At 72.6% G+C, this 14,933-nt stretch carries 13 protein-coding genes; 6 read left to right on the top strand and 7 right to left on the bottom strand.

Annotation, left to right across the window (positions count from 1 at the left end; genetic code table 11):
- Positions 1-30: 30 nt before the first annotated feature.
- Complete coding sequence (locus ACFY0D_RS02995; protein ID WP_390796655.1) at positions 31-1,950, top strand: ABC transporter ATP-binding protein; 1,920 nt, start codon at positions 31-33, stop codon at positions 1,948-1,950.
- Positions 1,947-3,728, top strand: a complete 1,782-nt coding sequence (locus tag ACFY0D_RS02990) for an ABC transporter ATP-binding protein (RefSeq protein ID WP_390796654.1) — start codon at positions 1,947-1,949, stop codon at positions 3,726-3,728. The genes ACFY0D_RS02995 and ACFY0D_RS02990 overlap by 4 nt, the downstream gene beginning before the upstream one ends.
- A gap of 202 nt (positions 3,729-3,930) precedes the next feature.
- Here ACFY0D_RS02990 and ACFY0D_RS02985 read toward each other — a convergent pair whose 3' ends face one another.
- Entirely contained in the window at positions 3,931-4,722 is a 792-nt protein-coding gene (locus ACFY0D_RS02985) for a metal-dependent hydrolase (RefSeq protein WP_390796653.1), read from the bottom strand.
- A 144-nt stretch (positions 4,723-4,866) separates the two neighbouring features.
- Here ACFY0D_RS02985 and ACFY0D_RS02980 point away from each other — a divergent pair, with 144 nt between their 5' ends.
- From ACFY0D_RS02980 to ACFY0D_RS02970, 3 genes are all read left to right on the top strand, one after another.
- Positions 4,867-7,389: a DEAD/DEAH box helicase gene (locus ACFY0D_RS02980; RefSeq protein ID WP_390796652.1), complete on the top strand. Its 2,523-nt coding sequence runs from the start codon at positions 4,867-4,869 to the stop codon at positions 7,387-7,389.
- Positions 7,390-7,459: 70 nt separating this feature from the next.
- Complete coding sequence (locus ACFY0D_RS02975) at positions 7,460-8,356, top strand: acyl-CoA thioesterase (protein ID WP_390796651.1); 897 nt, start codon at positions 7,460-7,462, stop codon at positions 8,354-8,356.
- Positions 8,357-8,364: 8 nt separating this feature from the next.
- Positions 8,365-8,766 (top strand): YchJ family protein, encoded by a 402-nt coding sequence (locus ACFY0D_RS02970; protein ID WP_390796650.1) that lies wholly within the window; start codon positions 8,365-8,367, stop codon positions 8,764-8,766.
- Here the strand turns inward: ACFY0D_RS02970 and ACFY0D_RS02965 are convergent.
- Positions 8,730-9,602 carry a DUF6397 family protein gene (locus tag ACFY0D_RS02965; RefSeq protein WP_390796649.1) on the bottom strand — a complete coding sequence of 291 codons (873 nt, stop codon included), beginning with the start codon at positions 9,600-9,602 and terminating at the stop codon, positions 8,730-8,732. The genes ACFY0D_RS02970 and ACFY0D_RS02965 overlap by 37 nt on opposite strands.
- 113 nt (positions 9,603-9,715) lie before the next feature.
- On the bottom strand, positions 9,716-10,114 hold the full coding sequence (locus tag ACFY0D_RS02960; RefSeq protein WP_189734290.1) for a roadblock/LC7 domain-containing protein: 399 nt from the start codon (positions 10,112-10,114) through the stop codon (positions 9,716-9,718).
- A 106-nt stretch (positions 10,115-10,220) separates the two neighbouring features.
- Here ACFY0D_RS02960 and ACFY0D_RS02955 point away from each other — a divergent pair, with 106 nt between their 5' ends.
- On the top strand, positions 10,221-10,658 hold the full coding sequence (locus tag ACFY0D_RS02955) for a PPOX class F420-dependent oxidoreductase (RefSeq protein WP_390796648.1): 438 nt from the start codon (positions 10,221-10,223) through the stop codon (positions 10,656-10,658).
- A 50-nt stretch (positions 10,659-10,708) separates the two neighbouring features.
- On the opposite strand, the gene ACFY0D_RS02950 is transcribed toward ACFY0D_RS02955, so the two are convergent.
- From ACFY0D_RS02950 to ACFY0D_RS02935, 4 genes are read right to left on the bottom strand one after another with little or no spacing between them, the layout of a single operon-like run.
- A complete protein-coding gene (locus ACFY0D_RS02950) occupies positions 10,709-11,371 on the bottom strand; it encodes an ATP/GTP-binding protein (RefSeq protein ID WP_390796647.1) in 663 nt (220 codons plus the stop codon).
- On the bottom strand, positions 11,368-11,748 hold the full coding sequence (locus ACFY0D_RS02945) for a DUF742 domain-containing protein (protein WP_351156820.1): 381 nt from the start codon (positions 11,746-11,748) through the stop codon (positions 11,368-11,370). Before ACFY0D_RS02945 ends, ACFY0D_RS02950 begins: the two co-directional genes overlap by 4 nt.
- 17 nt (positions 11,749-11,765) lie before the next feature.
- Positions 11,766-12,209, bottom strand: coding sequence for a roadblock/LC7 domain-containing protein (locus ACFY0D_RS02940; RefSeq protein ID WP_161289274.1), 444 nt, complete (start codon positions 12,207-12,209; stop codon positions 11,766-11,768).
- A complete protein-coding gene (locus ACFY0D_RS02935) occupies positions 12,209-14,884 on the bottom strand; it encodes a nitrate- and nitrite sensing domain-containing protein (RefSeq protein ID WP_390796646.1) in 2,676 nt (891 codons plus the stop codon). The genes ACFY0D_RS02940 and ACFY0D_RS02935 overlap by 1 nt, the downstream gene beginning before the upstream one ends.
- Positions 14,885-14,933: the final 49 nt, after the last annotated feature.

Below are 14,933 nucleotides of genomic sequence, written 5' to 3'. Positions count from 1 at the left end.
TTTGAACCACTCGACCAGTCATGGGGCGTCATGCAGATCAGCGATCTTCCGTATCCGGATCCAGGGGTACCCGACGCTCGTTCCGGCCCCCGGTTCCTGCTGTGGCTGGGGCGCGGTCAGCTCGGCGGCCAGCTCAAGAGCCTGTGCTGGGGAATGCTGCACTTCACCGGTGTCGCCGCGCTGCCGTACGCCGTCGGCTTCGGCGTCGACGCGGTCGTCGGCCGTGAGCCGAACGGACTGCTGCTCGTCGGCGTGCTCCTCCTGGTCATCGGCATCGCCATCTCGGTCGGCGACGCCATGCTCCACCGCACGGCCGTCACCAACTGGATCACCGCCGCGGCACGGGTGCAGCAGCTCCTGGCGCGCAAGACGGCCGAGCTGGGCTCCGCCCTCACCCGGCGGGTCGCCGCAGGTGAAGTGGTCTCGGTGTCCACGGGCGACGTGGAGAAGATCGGATGGTTCGTCGAGGCGGTCTCGCGTTTCCTCGCGGCCGTCTTCTCCGTCGTCCTCGTCTGCATCGGGCTGCTGTTCTACTCCCCCGAGCTCGGCGTGGTCGTGGCCATCGGCGTGCCGCTGATCGCCCTGGCCTCGCTGCCGCTGCTGCCGCGCGCCACCAAGCGCGCCGACATCCAGCGGGAGAAGGCGGGCAAGGCCACCGAGCTGGCTTCCGACACCGTCGCGGGCCTGCGCGTGCTGCGCGGCATCGGCGGTGAGGAGCTCTTCCTCGGCCGCTACCGCGAGGCCTCGCAGGAGGTCCGCAAGGCAGCCGTGCGCAGCGCCCGGATGTGGGCGCTGATCTCCGCGATCCAGGTGGTGCTCCCGGGCGCGCTGATGATCACGGTGGTCTGGTACGGCGCCACGCTCGTCTCGGACGGGCGCATCGCGGTGGGTGAGCTCGTCGCGGCGTTCAGCGCGGTGGCGACCCTGCTCTACCCGCTGCGGCACTTCCAGGAGATCGCCATGGCGTACTCCTTCTCGCGTCCCTCCGCCCAGCGGGCCGCCCGGGTGCTGTCACTGACCCGGACGGACGCCGCCGCCGCGCGTCCCGCGCGCACCGAGCCGGTGGAGGCACCGGCCGCGGGCGGGGACCTGTACGACCCGCGGACCGGACTGCTGGCCCCCGCGGGGCGGTTCACGGCCGTGGTGTGCGGGGACCCGGACCTGGCCGGGCGGCTCGCCGAACGCCTCGGCGGTCATCCGATGGACGGGGATCCGGCGTCGGACGCCGGGGCCGGTTCGGGGGCCGCCGAGGGGGCTGGTGCGGGGGCCGACGAGGGGGCCGGTTCCAGGGCCGACGCGGCCGGGGCGCCGTCCGTGCTCCTCGGCGGAGTCGCGCTGGACGAGCTCGAACTGGACACCGCGCGCACCCTGGTCCTCGTACAGGACAAGGATCCGGTGCTGCTGTCCGGGACCCTGCGGGAGCTGTTCGACGTACCGGCCTCCGGAGCGGTCGAGTCCGGTGCGGCTCTGGGCGCGGCCCAGTGCGCCGACGTCCTGGACGCGCTGCTGCAGTCGGCGCCGGACGGGGTCGAGGACCCGATGGACGCCCGGATCACCGAGCGCGGCCGGTCCCTGTCGGGCGGCCAGCGCCAGCGGCTCGCCCTGGCGCGCTCCCTGGCCACCGACCCGGAGGTGCTCGTGCTCGACGAGCCGACCTCCGCGGTCGACTCGCACACCGAGGCGCGGATCGCGGACGGGATCGCGGCCCTGCGCGCCGGCCGGACCACGGTGGTACTGGCGTCCTCGCCGCTGCTGCTGGACCGCGCGGACCGGGTCGTGCTCATCGACGGCGACACGGTGGCCGCCGTCGGTACCCACCGCGAGCTGCTGCAGCGCGAGCCGCGCTACCGGGCGGTCGTCACCCGCGAGACCGACGAGGAGCAGCGGCTCGGCGGGCTGGAACTGACAGAGCTGGAAGAAGCACTCACAGAGATCGAGGAATCCGCATGATCGGCGTGGCGCCGCCGGAGTACGACCCGGCGGCCCCCGAGTCGGCCGCGACCCTGCCCGTGGGCACGTCGGCGACCGTACGGGGCTATGTGCGCGGCCTGTTCCGGCGCCACCGGCGGGCCTTCGTGGCGCTGGTGGGCGTCAACGCGGCCGCGGTGATCGCCTCCATGGTCGGCCCGTACCTGCTGGGCCGGATCGTGGACGACCTCTCGGCGGGGGCGCGCGAGCTGCATCTGGAGCGTGTGGCGCTGCTGTTCGCGCTGGCGCTCGCGGTCCAGACGTTCTTCACCCGGCTGGTCCGGCTGCGCGGGGCGATGCTCGGCGAGGAGATGCTGGCCGATCTGCGCGAGGACTTCCTGGTGCGGTCGGTGGGTCTGCCGCCGGGCGTGCTGGAGCGGGCCGGTACCGGCGATCTGCTGTCACGGATCACCACCGACATCGACCGGCTCGCGAACGCCATGCGCGAGGCGGTGCCGCAGCTGGCCATCGGTGTGGTGTGGGCGGGGCTGCTGTTCGGAGCGCTCGCGGTGACCGCGCCGCCGCTGGCGCTGGCCGCGCTGGTGGCGCTGCCGGTGCTGGTGATCGGCTGCCGCTGGTACTTCAGGCGGGCGCCGTCGGCGTACCGCTCGGAGGCGGCCGGCTACGCGGCGGTCTCGGCCGTGCTCACCGAGACGGTGGACGCGGGCCGCACGGTCGAGGCGCACCGCCTCGGGCCGGAGCGGATCGCGCTGTCGGAGCGGCGGATCTCGCAGTGGGTCGCGTGGGAGCGGTACACGCTCTTCCTGCGGACGGTCCTCTTCCCGGTCATCAATGTCACCTTCGTGACGATCCTCGGCTCGGTACTGCTGATCGGCGGCTTCTGCGTGATGCGGGGCTGGATGTCGGTCGGGCAGCTGACCACGGGCGCGCTCCTGGCCCAGATGCTGGTCGATCCGATCGGTCTGATCCTGCGCTGGTACGACGAGTTGCAGGTCGCCCAGGTCTCGCTCGGCCGCCTGGTGGGGGTACGGGAGATCGAACCGGACGCAGGGGACGCGAAGGTCGCGCCCGAGGGCAGGGACGTGCGGGCCCGGGAGGTCCACTTCGGCTACCGGGAGGGCGTGGACGTCCTGCACCAGGTGTCGATGTCCGTGCCGCCGGGCACCCGGATGGCGCTGGTCGGCCCCTCGGGGGCGGGCAAGTCCACCCTGGGACGGCTGCTCGCGGGCATCTACGCGCCCCGGACCGGCGAGGTCACCCTCGGCGGGGCGCGGCTGTCGCGGATGCCCGCGGAGCGGGTGCGCGAGCACGTGGCCCTGGTCAACCAGGAGCACCACGTGTTCGTGGGCACGCTGCGGGACAATCTCCTCCTCGCGCGGACGGGCGCCGGTGACACCGAGTTGTGGGCGGCGCTGGCGGCCGTGGACGCCGACGGCTGGGCGCGGGCCATGGAGGCCGGCCTGGACACCGAGGTCGGTTCCGGCAGCACGGCGCTGACCCCGGCGCAGGCGCAGCAGATCGCGCTCGCCCGGCTGGTGCTGGCCGACCCGCACACCCTGGTGCTGGACGAGGCGACGTCGCTGCTGGACCCGCGCGCGGCACGGCACTTGGAGCGCTCGCTGGCCCGGGTGCTGGACGGCCGTACGGTCATCGCCATCGCCCACCGGCTGCACACCGCGCACGACGCGGATGTGATCGCGGTGGTCGAGGGCGGCCGGATCAGCGAACTCGGCTCGCACGACGAGCTGGTCGCGGCCGACGGGGCGTACGCGGCCCTGTGGCGGTCCTGGCACGGCTGATCCGGGCGGCGCGTGTCCGGGAGCGCCGGACGAAGGGCGGCGGGTGGGACCTGGTCCCGCCTGCCGCCCTTCGCCGTCCGGTCCCTCGGTCTCCAGAATCCGGATGGACGGCGCAGGCCGGGCGCCGCGAGCCCGGCCTGGCCTGGCCTGGCCTGGCCTGGCCGACGAGACACCCCCCGAGGGGCGGCGGACCGGCCGTGTGTCAGATGAAACCGAGGGCCGAGGCGCCGCCGAAGCCGCCGAGCAGGATGAAGACCGGCATGAGGACCTTCAGCTCCACCCAGCTGCCGGCCCGGAATCGGATCGCCTTCGGCGGACCGATCGGGTACCAGCGCTTGCCGGCGATCGGCAGCGGCCACAGGACCGGGCAGCCGGAGACGGTGAGCGCGTCGCCGATGTCGTGGACCAGGGCCCCGAGCACGATCGGCAGGCCGAGCCAGAGGTACTCCTGGCCCGGTTCGGCGAAGAGCCAGTTCGCGCCGTTGCCGGGCTGGTCGAGCACCCCGGCCAGGATCCACGCGCTGGTCGCGCCGAGCAGCCAGACCAGGACGTCGCTGGACATCCGGGCGGCCCGCCACAGCAGGCCTTCGACCGCCAGCACCAGGTGCACGAAGAGCAGGGCGAGCACACCCCAGCGGTCGGCGGTGACGGCGAGCAGGGAGGCACCGCCGCCGATGAGGACGGCCCAGAGCCAGGTGTGCGTCAGGGTGCGGTGGCCGCCGGTGCGGCGGGCGTCCTTCTTGGAGCGGGTGCCTTTGTAGACGGCGTAGGAGATCTTGTCGACCACCTCGCACACGCCTTTGGAGAGCGGGCCGAAGGCGCGCGAGATCGTCGCCGACTTGTGATCGAGGTCGGGGGCGAGGGCCGCCCCGGCGCAGATCAGTGCGCCGACGACGAGGACCGGCCAGGGCATGGGGTGTCCGGCGGCCGCGGTGGCCGCGCCCACCCCCAGCCAGGCCGCTGCCCCGGACAGTGAGTGCGCCGGACCCATCATGGTCGTTTCCCGCCCCGCTGGTGTGTGGTCGGGCCCGGTCGACTGTTTCGTCCGGGCCTCATCGACGGCACAGCGTACCGTCGGCGATCTTCGTTCCGTCCGCCGGTTCCCTGATCCGGGGGGAAGCCAGGCAAGATGGGGGGTGTGACCCTCATTGATCAGCTCCCGCCGAACGCCGACCCCGATGCCCTCTTCGAGGCTTTCTCCTCGTGGGCGGAGAACCAGGGCATCACCCTGTACCCGGCTCAGGAGGAGGCGCTGATCGAGGTCGTCTCCGGGGCGAACGTGATCCTGTCCACCCCCACCGGCTCCGGCAAGAGTCTGGTCGCGGCCGGCGCGCACTTCACCGCCCTCGCCCAGGACAAGGTGACCTTCTACACCGCCCCGATCAAGGCGCTGGTGTCGGAGAAGTTCTTCGACCTGTGCAAGCTCTTCGGCACCGAGAACGTCGGCATGCTCACCGGCGACGCCTCCGTGAACGCGGACGCCCCGGTGATCTGCTGCACCGCCGAGGTGCTGGCCTCCATCGCCCTGCGCGACGGCAAGCACGCGGACATCGGCCAGGTCGTGATGGACGAGTTCCACTTCTATGCCGAGCCGGACCGCGGCTGGGCCTGGCAGATCCCGCTGCTGGAGCTGCCGCAGGCGCAGTTCATCCTGATGTCGGCGACGCTCGGCGACATGAAGCGGTTCGAGGAGGACCTGACCCGGCGCACCGGCCGGCCCACTTCGGTGGTCCGTTCCGCGACCCGGCCAGTCCCGCTCTCGTACGAGTACGTCACCACCCCGATCACCGACACGATCACCGAGCTGCTGGAGACCCGCCAGGCCCCGGTCTACATCGTGCACTTCACCCAGGCCCAGGCGGTCGAGCGGGCGCAGTCGCTCATGAGCATCAACATGTGCACGCGCGAGGAGAAGGACAAGATCGCCGAGCTCATCGGCAACTTCCGCTTCACCACCAAGTTCGGCCAGAACCTCTCCCGCTACGTCCGGCACGGCATCGGTGTGCACCACGCCGGCATGCTGCCCAAGTACCGCCGCCTCGTGGAGAAGCTCGCGCAGGCCGGTCTGCTGAAGGTCATCTGCGGTACGGACACCCTCGGCGTCGGCGTCAACGTCCCGATCCGCACGGTGCTGTTCACCGCGCTCACCAAGTACGACGGCAACCGCGTCCGCACCCTGCGCGCCCGGGAGTTCCACCAGATCGCGGGGCGCGCCGGCCGGGCCGGCTTCGACACCGCGGGCTATGTGGTCGCGCAGGCCCCCGAGCACGTCATCGAGAACGAGAAGGCGCTCGCGAAGGCGGGCGACGATCCGAAGAAGCGCCGCAAGGTGGTGCGCAAGAAGGCTCCCGAGGGCTTCGTCGCCTGGTCGGACACGACGTTCGAGAAGCTGATCGCCGCCGACCCGGAGGCGCTGACCTCGCGCTTCAAGGTCACCAACATCATGCTGCTGTCGGTCATCGCCCGGCCGGGCGACGCCTTCCAGGCGATGCGCCACCTGCTGGAGGACAACCACGAGCCCCGCAAGGCCCAGCTGCGGCACATCCGCCGGGCCATCGCGATCTACCGCTCGCTGCTGGACGGCGGTGTGGTCGAGAAGCTCGACACCCCGGACGCGGAGGGCCGCACCATCCGGCTCACCGTCGATCTCCAGCAGGACTTCGCGCTCAACCAGCCGCTGTCCACCTTCGCCCTGGCCTCCTTCGACCTGCTGGACCCGGAGTCCCCCTCCTACGCGCTGGACATGGTCTCCGTCGTGGAGTCCACGCTGGACGACCCGCGGCAGATCCTCGCCGCCCAGCAGAACAAGGAACGCGGCATCCAGGTCGGCCAGATGAAGGCCGACGGGATCGAGTACGAGGAGCGGATGGAGCGGCTCCAGGACGTCACCTATCCCAAGCCGCTCGAAGAGCTGCTCTCGCACGCCTACGACGTGTACGCCAAGAGCCACCCGTGGGTGCGCGACCACCCGGTCTCCCCCAAGTCGATCATCCGCGACATGTACGAGCGCGCGATGACCTTCACCGAGTTCACCTCCTTCTACGAGCTGGCCCGCACCGAGGGCATCGTGCTGCGCTACCTGGCGAGCGCGTTCAAGGCGCTGGACCACACCATCCCCGACGACCTCAAGTCCGAGGACCTCCAGGACCTGATCGCCTGGCTCGGCGAGCTGGTCCGCCAGGTCGACTCCAGCCTGCTGGACGAGTGGGAGCAGCTGGCGAACCCGGAGGTGGAGACGGCGGAGCAGGCCCAGGAGAAGGCCGACCAGGTCAAGCCGGTCACCGCGAACTCGCGCGCCTTCCGCGTCCTGGTCCGCAACGCCATGTTCCGCCGGGTGGAGCTGGCCGCCCTCGACCACGTCAACGTGCTGGGCGAGCTGGACTCCGATTCCGGCTGGGACGCGGATGCCTGGGGCGAGGCCCTGGACGGGTACTGGGACGAGTACGACGACCTGGGCACCGGACCCGACGCCCGCGGCCCGAAGCTCCTGCAGATCGAGGAGGACCCGGCGCACGGCCTGTGGCGCGTCCGCCAGACCTTCGCGGACCCCAACGGGGACCATGGCTGGGGCATCAGCGCCGAGGTCGACCTGGCCGCCTCCGACGAGGAGGGCCGGGCCGTGATCCGGGTCACCTCGGTCGGTGAGCTCGGAGCGCTCTGACCGTCCGCCGTATCCCGCCGTACCCGCCCGACCCACCGGACCCGCCGGACCCGACCGTGGAGATCCTCTGATGACGAACCCCGCCGAGAGACTGGTCGATCTGCTCGATCTGGAGCAGATCGAGGTCAACATCTTCCGCGGCGCCAGCCCGCAGGAGTCCCTCCAGAGGGTCTTCGGCGGGCAGGTCGCCGGCCAGGCGCTGGTGGCCGCGGGGCGCACCGTGGAGAGCGACCGCCCGGTCCACTCGCTGCACGCGTACTTCCTGCGCCCCGGCATCCCCGGGGTGCCGATCGTGTACCAGGTGGAGCGGGTGCGCGACGGGCGGTCCTTCACCACGCGCCGGGTCACCGCTGTCCAGCAGGGCAAGACGATCTTCAATCTCACCGCCTCCTTCCATCAACCGGAGGAGGGCGGCATCGAGCACCAGCTGCCTCCTCACCACGTTCCTCATCCGGACACGCTCCCCAAGCTCGCGGACGAGATCCGCGAGCACCTGGGGGCGCTGCCGGAGGCGCTGGAGCGGATGGCCCGCCGCCAGCCCTTCGACATCCGGTACGTCAACCGGCTCCGCTGGACTCCCGAGGAGCTCAAGGGATCCGATCCCCGCAGCGCGGTGTGGATGCGCGCGGTCGGTCCGCTGGGCGACGACCCTCTCATCCACACCTGCGCCCTCACCTACGCGAGCGACATGACCCTCCTCGACGCCGTGCGCATCCCGGTGGAACCCCTGTGGGGCATGCGCGGTTTCGACATGGCCTCGCTGGACCACGCCATGTGGTTCCACCGGCCCTTCCGGGCGGACGAGTGGTTCCTGTACGACCAGGAGTCGCCCATCGCGCACGGTGGCCGGGGCCTGGCCCGGGGCCGCATCTACGACGTGGAGGGCAGGCTCCTGGTCTCCGTGGTCCAGGAGGGCCTCTTCCGTCCCTACCACGCCAAGCCGTCCGAGCCCGCCCCGGAGAACTGAGCACACCCATGCCCACCCCTGCCGTCCCCTGCCCCTGCGGGCTGCCCGCCAGCTACCCGGAGTGCTGCGGCCCCTTCCACTCCGGTGCTCGCCCGGCACCCACCGCCGAGCGGCTGATGCGCTCCCGGTTCAGCGCCTTCGCGGTCGGCGACACCGCCTACCTGCTGCGCTCCTGGCACCCCGCCACCCGTCCGGACCGCCTCGACCTGGATCCCGAACAGCGCTGGGAGCGGCTGGAGATCCTCGCCACCGAGCGCGGCGGGATGTTCGAGACGGAGGGCTCGGTGGAGTTCCGCGCCCACTACCGCGAGGGCCGGCACACCGGCTCGCTGCACGAGCACAGCAGCTTCTCCCGCGAGGCCGGGGCCTGGGTCTACGTCGGCCCCCTCTCCCCCGTCGACTTCGACTGACCCCGCGCCCCCGCCAGGGCGAAGTCCAGGCTGGTGCGGTACCAGCGGACCTCGTCCGGCGGGCCGGCCGTCAGCAGCCCCGCCGCCACCGCGGCCGCCGCCGGAACCTGCGGGTGCCCGTACGGCGGGGGCGGACCGAGGGCGGCCAGGACGATCCGCTCCGCCGGGTCGGGCACGGCCTCCAGCAGCTCACCCTCGGGGAGTACGGAAGCCAGTACGGCGGCGCGCTCCCACGGGTCGGCGGTTCGTCTCAGCAGCAGCCCGACATGCCGCCCGCGCCACTTGCGCGGCCGCTGATCCGCCCTGGCCGCCATCAGCTCCCGGTCCGCCGGGGACGCGATCCCGCGCAGCATTCCCGGCTCCCGCGCGGCGAAGCTCCGTAGCTCCGCGGTCAGATAGAGCCACACCACGGCCCGGTACCGGTTGATCCGGTAGCCGACCGGGGTCACGTGCCCGCAGCGCGCGAGCCGTGTGAACCGGCTCGGGCCGACTCCCACCACCTCGGCCGCGGCCTGCGCCCCGGCCACCGTCTCGACCCGCTCGCGCAGCGCGCCCGGCGGGCCCGCCACCGACCTGACCCGGTCCAGCTCGGCCCGTGCGTAGCGCGCGGCCCCGGCGAGTGTGCGCGGCCCGGCCCGCACGATCCCCAGCTGGACGGCCCTGGCGAACTCGCTTCGGCTCAGCCCCAGTTCCTCCGCGGCCTGCGCGCCGCCCACCAGCACGTCCGCACCGCCGCCGGCCGCACCGCCGCCGGCCGCAGCCCCGCAGGCCGCATCGCCGCCGGTCACATCGCCACCGGTCACACCATCCCGAAGTGCGGTCCCCATGTACGTCATCACGGTCCTCCCCCACGAGCAATGATTACTCTGTGTGAAGACCGTAACTCAGCGCAATGACACCCCGCGAGGCCTGTGGACAACTTCCCGAGCGGCGCCGAAGCCGGCCCGGCTCAGCCGCCGGTGATGCGCCGCTCCGCCACACCCAGGTGCTCGCCCACCCGGTTGACCAGCAGCGTCATCTCGTACGCGACCTGACCGATGTCGGACTCGGCGGCGCTCAGCACGCACAGGCTGCTGCCCGCGCCCGCCGCCATGACGAAGAGCGCTCCCTCGTCGTACTCGACCATCGTCTGCCGCACCTCACCGGCCCGGAAGTGGCGGCCGGACCCCTTGGCAAGGCTCTGCAGACCGGCCGCGACGGCCGCCAGGTGTTCGGCGTCCTCCCGCGCCAGCCCCGCGCTCGCCCCCGTGACCAGGCCGTCGTTGGACAGCACCACCGCGTGCCGCACCTGCTGGACCCTGCGCGTCAGGTCGTCCAGCAGCCAGTCCAGTTGCTTGTCCAGTGCCATTCCCGGCCCCTCCCCGTTGACGTCGGCCACGTGGCCGCGCCCCACCCCTCGTACTTGTGCCGCAAGCCTTCCCCACCAGCGCCTTTCGGGCAAGGAGGATGTCCCCATGGCGAAGAAGATGACTCAAGAGGAATGGCGGGCGTTCGTCTCGCACTCGACCCGCACCGGAAAGCTCTCCACCGTGCGTGAGGACGGAAGTCCGCACATCGCTCCCATTTGGTTCGTACTCGACGGCGATTCCTTCGTTTTCAACACCGGAAAGGACACCGTCAAGGGACGCAACCTCGCCCGCGACGGCCGGGTCGCGCTCTGCGTGGACGACGACCGGCCGCCCTTCTCCTTCGTCGTCCTCCAGGGCCGCGCCGAGATCAGCGGGTACACCGACGGCGCCGACGAGCTGCTCACGTGGGCAACCCGGATCGGCGCCCGCTACATGGGCGAGGAACAGGCCGAATCCTTCGGACGCCGCAATGCAGTCCCGACCGAACTCCTCGTCAGGGTCCGGATCGACAAGGTGATCGCCCTCGCCGGTATCGCCGAATGACCAGCCCCTGAAGCCCGATCCCTGACCCCGATGCCGCCGACCGGGCCGGTTCACACGGAGTCGGCCTGCGGCTCCACCGAGTCCAGCAGCCGGGCGGTGTGCACCCGCCCGGCGTACTCGACCAGCCTGATCAGCACTTCCTTCCCCGAGTCCCGGTCCCGTGCGTCACACAGCACCACCGGCGTCCCCTGTTCCAGGTCCAGGGCCCGCGAGACGTCGTGCGCCCCGAACCGCCGGGCGTCCGTGAAGCAGTTGACGGCCACCACGAAGGGGATGCGCCGGTGCTCGAAGTAGTCCACCGCCGGAAAACAGTCCTCCAGCCGCCGCGTGTCGGCGAGTACCACCGCGCCCAGCGCGCCCTGCGACAGCTCGTCCCACAGAAACCAGAACCGGTCCTGCCCCGGCGTGCCGAACAGGTACAGGGACAGCCCGGACCGGATGGTGATCCGCCCGAAGTCCATGGCCACCGTGGTGGTCGTCTTCTGGGCCACGCCGCCGGTGTCGTCGACCAGTTCACCCGCCTCGCTCAGCTGTTCCTCCGTCCGCAGCGGCCGGATCTCGCTGACCGCGCCCACCAGCGTGGTCTTGCCCACCCCGAATCCGCCCGCCACCAGGATCTTCAGTGCGAGTGCGGCCAGTTCGGGATCCTCCTCGGGACCGGGATCCGCGCCCGGGGCCGGTCCGGCAGATCGGTCGTCATGCTGTCCCATCAAAGTGCTCTCAATCCCTCGATGACTTCACGCAGAATCCGCTCGTCCGGCAGTTGTGCGGGCGGTACGGGCCGGCTGACCTTGACGTGCCCGCCCTCCAGCAGGTCCCCGAGGAGCACCCGCACCACCCCCACGGGCAGGTCCGCGTCGGCGGCGAGTTCGGCCACCGACTGTGTCTCGGACCGGCAGAGTCCGAGCAGTGCCCGGTGTTCGGGGCCCAGCAGGGACTCGGCCGCCTCGTCCGTACCCGCCGGATCGACCGCGACCAGCGCGATCAGGTCGAAGCGGACCCCGTGGGGTCCCGGCTTCGTACGCCCGCCGGTCATGGCGTAGGGACGGACGAGCGGGCCCGCGTCGGCGTCGTACCACTGGCCGTTCATGTGCCGGACCGCCGCCCTCAGCCGGCGGCCGGCGGGCGCGCCGCGAACCGGGGCGGGGTGTAGAGGTGCTCGCCGACCCGCTTCACCAGCCGGGCCATCTCGTAGGCGATCAGGCCGATGTCGGCGCTGGCGGCACTGAGCACGGCCAGGCAGGAGCCGTCGCCGGCGGCCGCGACGAAGAGGAAGCCTTCGTCCATCTCGACCATCGTCTGGCGCACGCCCCCGGCGTGGAAGTGCCGGCCCGCGCCCTTGGCCAGGCTGTGGAAGCCGGAGGCCACCGCGGCCAGGTGCTCGGCGTCCTCCCGGCTGAGCGCGCTGGAGGCGCCGACCGCCAGGCCGTCGTTGGAGAGGACCACGGCGTGCCGGACCTCCCGGACCCGGAGCACCAGGTCGTCGAGCAGCCAGTCCAGTTCGCCGGACCTGCGGCCGCCGTCGAGGTCGATCCTTTGGTGTTCGATCATCACACTTCTCCTTCGCTGCCTGCGTGAGGGGAGTTCTCCTGGGCGCCGCGGACCCAGCCGGCCCGGTAGGCCGCCATCCGGTCCCGGGCCTGCTCCGGGCTGCGGCCCGGCGGCTCCTCGGGGAGGCGGGATGCGGCCGGGGCCTTCGGGGCGGGGGCCTCCCGAAGCTGCGGGGCGAGACTGGCCTGGCGCACCCGGCGCGGCAGTTCCGTCACCGAGGCCGGGGGCACAGCGGCCGGGGGCACAGCGGCCGTCTGCGTACGGGTGCCTGCGCCGCCGGGGCCGCCGCGCGGCCGGAGCGAAGCCACCGGGGCCGGGCGCGGCTCCTCGCGTACGGGGTGCGGTGCCGGGGCCGGAGCCGGGGTCAGCGCGTCCTCCCGTACGACGGTCATGGCGGGTGGCTGTTCCGCCTTCCCGCCCGCCTTCCCGCCCGCCTTCGGTGCCTGGACGGAGGACCGCACCGAGGACGGGGACGGGGCTCGGCCCGAAGCGGGAGCCGATGGCTCCGGGCGGGGCGCCGGGTCGGATTCCGCGGCCACGGCGGAGCCTGGAGTCATGGCGGAGCCCGGGATCGAGCCGTGGGCGGAGGCAGAGGCAGAGGCAGGCGATCCGGCGGGGGCGCCGGCCGCGATCGCGCCCTGGAGCATGGAGTTGGGCAGCAGCACCACCGCGGTGGTGCCGCCGTAGGGCGACGTGCGCAGGTGCACCTTCACTCCGTGGCGGGCCGAGAGGCGGCTGACCACGAAGAGCCCGAGCCGGTCGCTGTCGAAGAGGTCGAGGGATTCGGACTGCTCGATACGGCGGTTGGCGTCGCCGAGGGTGTCGGGGCCCATACCGAGTCCGCGGTCCTCGACCTCCAGGACGTAGCCGGTGCCGACGGGCTCACCGCTGACCCGGACCTTGGTGTGCGGCGGTGAGAACTGGGCCGCGTTCTCGATGAGTTCGGCGAGCAGATGGGTGAGGTCGGCGACGGCGCCCCCGACCACGGCGGCTTCCGCGAGCTGCCGGACCTCGATCCGCGGGTAGTCCTCGATCTCGGAGACGGCGGCCCGCACGACGTTCGTGAGGGGGACCGGCATCCGCCAGGCCCGGCCCGGGGTGGCGCCCGACAGGATGATCAGGCTTTCCGCGTGCCGGCGCATCCGGGTGGTCAGGTGGTCGAGGCGGAAGAGGTCACCGAGCTCGTTCGGGTCGTCGGCGCGCCGCTCCATCGAGTCGAGCAGGGTGAGCTGCTTGTGTACGAGGACCTGGCTGCGGCGGGCGAGGTTGACGAAGACCCCGGAGATCCCGCTGGCGAGTTCCGCCCGTTCGACGGCGGCGCTGAGCGCGGCCCGGTGGACGGTGTGGAGCGCCTCGCCGACCTGGGTGATCTCGTCCTCGGCCGGTGGCCCGGGCGGGGTCTCGGCAGCGACGTCGATCTCCTGGCCGGCGCGCAGCCGGTCCATCGCCTGCGGGAGTTTGCGGTGGGCGATCTCCAGGGCGGTGTTGCGCAGCGAGACGAGTTCGACGACCAGCGCCCGGCCGATCCGGACCGAGATGACGAGGGAGGCGGCGACGGCCGCCAGGCCCAGCAGCACGGCGGCCCCGGCCGGGGTGAGCGCCCCTTCGGCGAACGGGTCGGCCCGGTCGGCGGCCGCGGCGTGTGCGGCCGTCTCGACCTCTCGCATCGAGGAGGCGATCCCGTTGTGGGCGGCCTCCCATCCGGCGGGCACCCCGCGGCTCTCCTTGGAGGTGCCTGCGGCCAGCGCCCGGTCCTCGGCACCGGTGAGGTCGGCGTAGGCGGCGCTCTTGGCTGCGGACTGCCAGACAGCTTCCTGTGCGGCGGGGAGGTCACGGGCTGCGGAGTCGGTGAGCGCGCGGCGGGACTCGACGGCGCCGGTCAGCTGCCGAAGCGTTTCGGCGGTGCGCGGGCCGGGGGTGGCGAGCAGCGCGTCCTCCCGGGACAGCAGTTCCGCGGCGCGGGAGAATTCGAGCAGGACCCGGGCGTCGGGGCCGAGTTCGGCCTTCTCCCCGCCGGTCAGCGCGCCGCCCACGGCGAAGGCGGAGTCGACCACGCGGGTGTAGATGGTGTAGGCGGCCTCGGGAGTGGCACGGCGGTCGGTGATGTCCTTGCGCGACGGGCCCAGGCCTTCGACGGCGGCTACGAACGCCTCCAGCCGGACCACGATGTCGGAGCGGTAGTCGCCGGAGTCGGCGACGGTGTGCTGGTCACCGAGCCGCAGCCGCTGCACGGCGGCGTCGGTCCGGCGGGCCTGCTGGTCGAGGGCGCCCGGGTCGGAGGCGGGGTCGGCGAGCAGACGGACGGCGGCGCGCCGTTCGGCCTGGAGCTCGGTGACGGCGGCGGCGACCGGCGTGCGTATCTCGGTGTCGACCTGGTGGACGCGGCTGAGCCGGGCCATGTCCTGGGCGGTGTTGACGGTGGCGAAGGCCCAGAGGGCGAGGAGCGAGACGACCGGGACCATCAGGAGCGAGACGATCTTCGCGCGGACGGTGGCGGGGCGCAGCCGCAACCGCGGCCGGGGTCCGCTCGTGCCCGCGGCGGGCGGGTGGGGCCGCTGGTCCCGGAGCTCCGCCGGTTCCTCGGCCGGCGGCCCTGCGTGGGCCCGGCGGCCGCGTGCCGGGGGCGCGGGCAGCCGCGGCGCCGCTGCTTCCGGTTTCCTGCGGGGTGTGCGCATGGGCTCCTCGTTCCGGGCGGTGCCTACGGGTGCGGTGGGGCGGGTGAAG

Source organism: Streptomyces sp. NPDC001502 (assembly GCF_042894785.1).
Taxonomy (GTDB): Bacteria; Actinomycetota; Actinomycetes; order Streptomycetales; family Streptomycetaceae; genus Streptomyces; species Streptomyces kutzneri.
The sequence above is the reverse complement of the archived record's forward strand: the minus strand, read 5'-3'. Positions and strand labels throughout refer to the sequence as shown.

Bases quoted from the DNA above. Each gene is read 5' to 3' on its own strand.
- ACFY0D_RS02995 (WP_390796655.1), top strand. From the start codon at position 31: ATGCAGATCAGCGATCTTCCGTATCCGGATCCAGGGGTACCCGACGCT.
- ACFY0D_RS02990 (WP_390796654.1), top strand. From the start codon at position 1,947: ATGATCGGCGTGGCGCCGCCGGAGTACGACCCGGCGGCCCCCGAGTCG.
- ACFY0D_RS02985 (WP_390796653.1), bottom strand. From the start codon at position 4,722: ATGATGGGTCCGGCGCACTCACTGTCCGGGGCAGCGGCCTGGCTGGGG.
- ACFY0D_RS02975 (WP_390796651.1), top strand. From the start codon at position 7,460: ATGACGAACCCCGCCGAGAGACTGGTCGATCTGCTCGATCTGGAGCAG.
- ACFY0D_RS02970 (WP_390796650.1), top strand. From the start codon at position 8,365: ATGCCCACCCCTGCCGTCCCCTGCCCCTGCGGGCTGCCCGCCAGCTAC.
- ACFY0D_RS02965 (WP_390796649.1), bottom strand. From the start codon at position 9,602: ATGACGTACATGGGGACCGCACTTCGGGATGGTGTGACCGGTGGCGAT.
- ACFY0D_RS02960 (WP_189734290.1), bottom strand. From the start codon at position 10,114: ATGGCACTGGACAAGCAACTGGACTGGCTGCTGGACGACCTGACGCGC.
- ACFY0D_RS02955 (WP_390796648.1), top strand. From the start codon at position 10,221: ATGGCGAAGAAGATGACTCAAGAGGAATGGCGGGCGTTCGTCTCGCAC.
- ACFY0D_RS02945 (WP_351156820.1), bottom strand. From the start codon at position 11,748: ATGAACGGCCAGTGGTACGACGCCGACGCGGGCCCGCTCGTCCGTCCC.
- ACFY0D_RS02940 (WP_161289274.1), bottom strand. From the start codon at position 12,209: ATGATCGAACACCAAAGGATCGACCTCGACGGCGGCCGCAGGTCCGGC.
- ACFY0D_RS02935 (WP_390796646.1), bottom strand. From the start codon at position 14,884: ATGCGCACACCCCGCAGGAAACCGGAAGCAGCGGCGCCGCGGCTGCCC.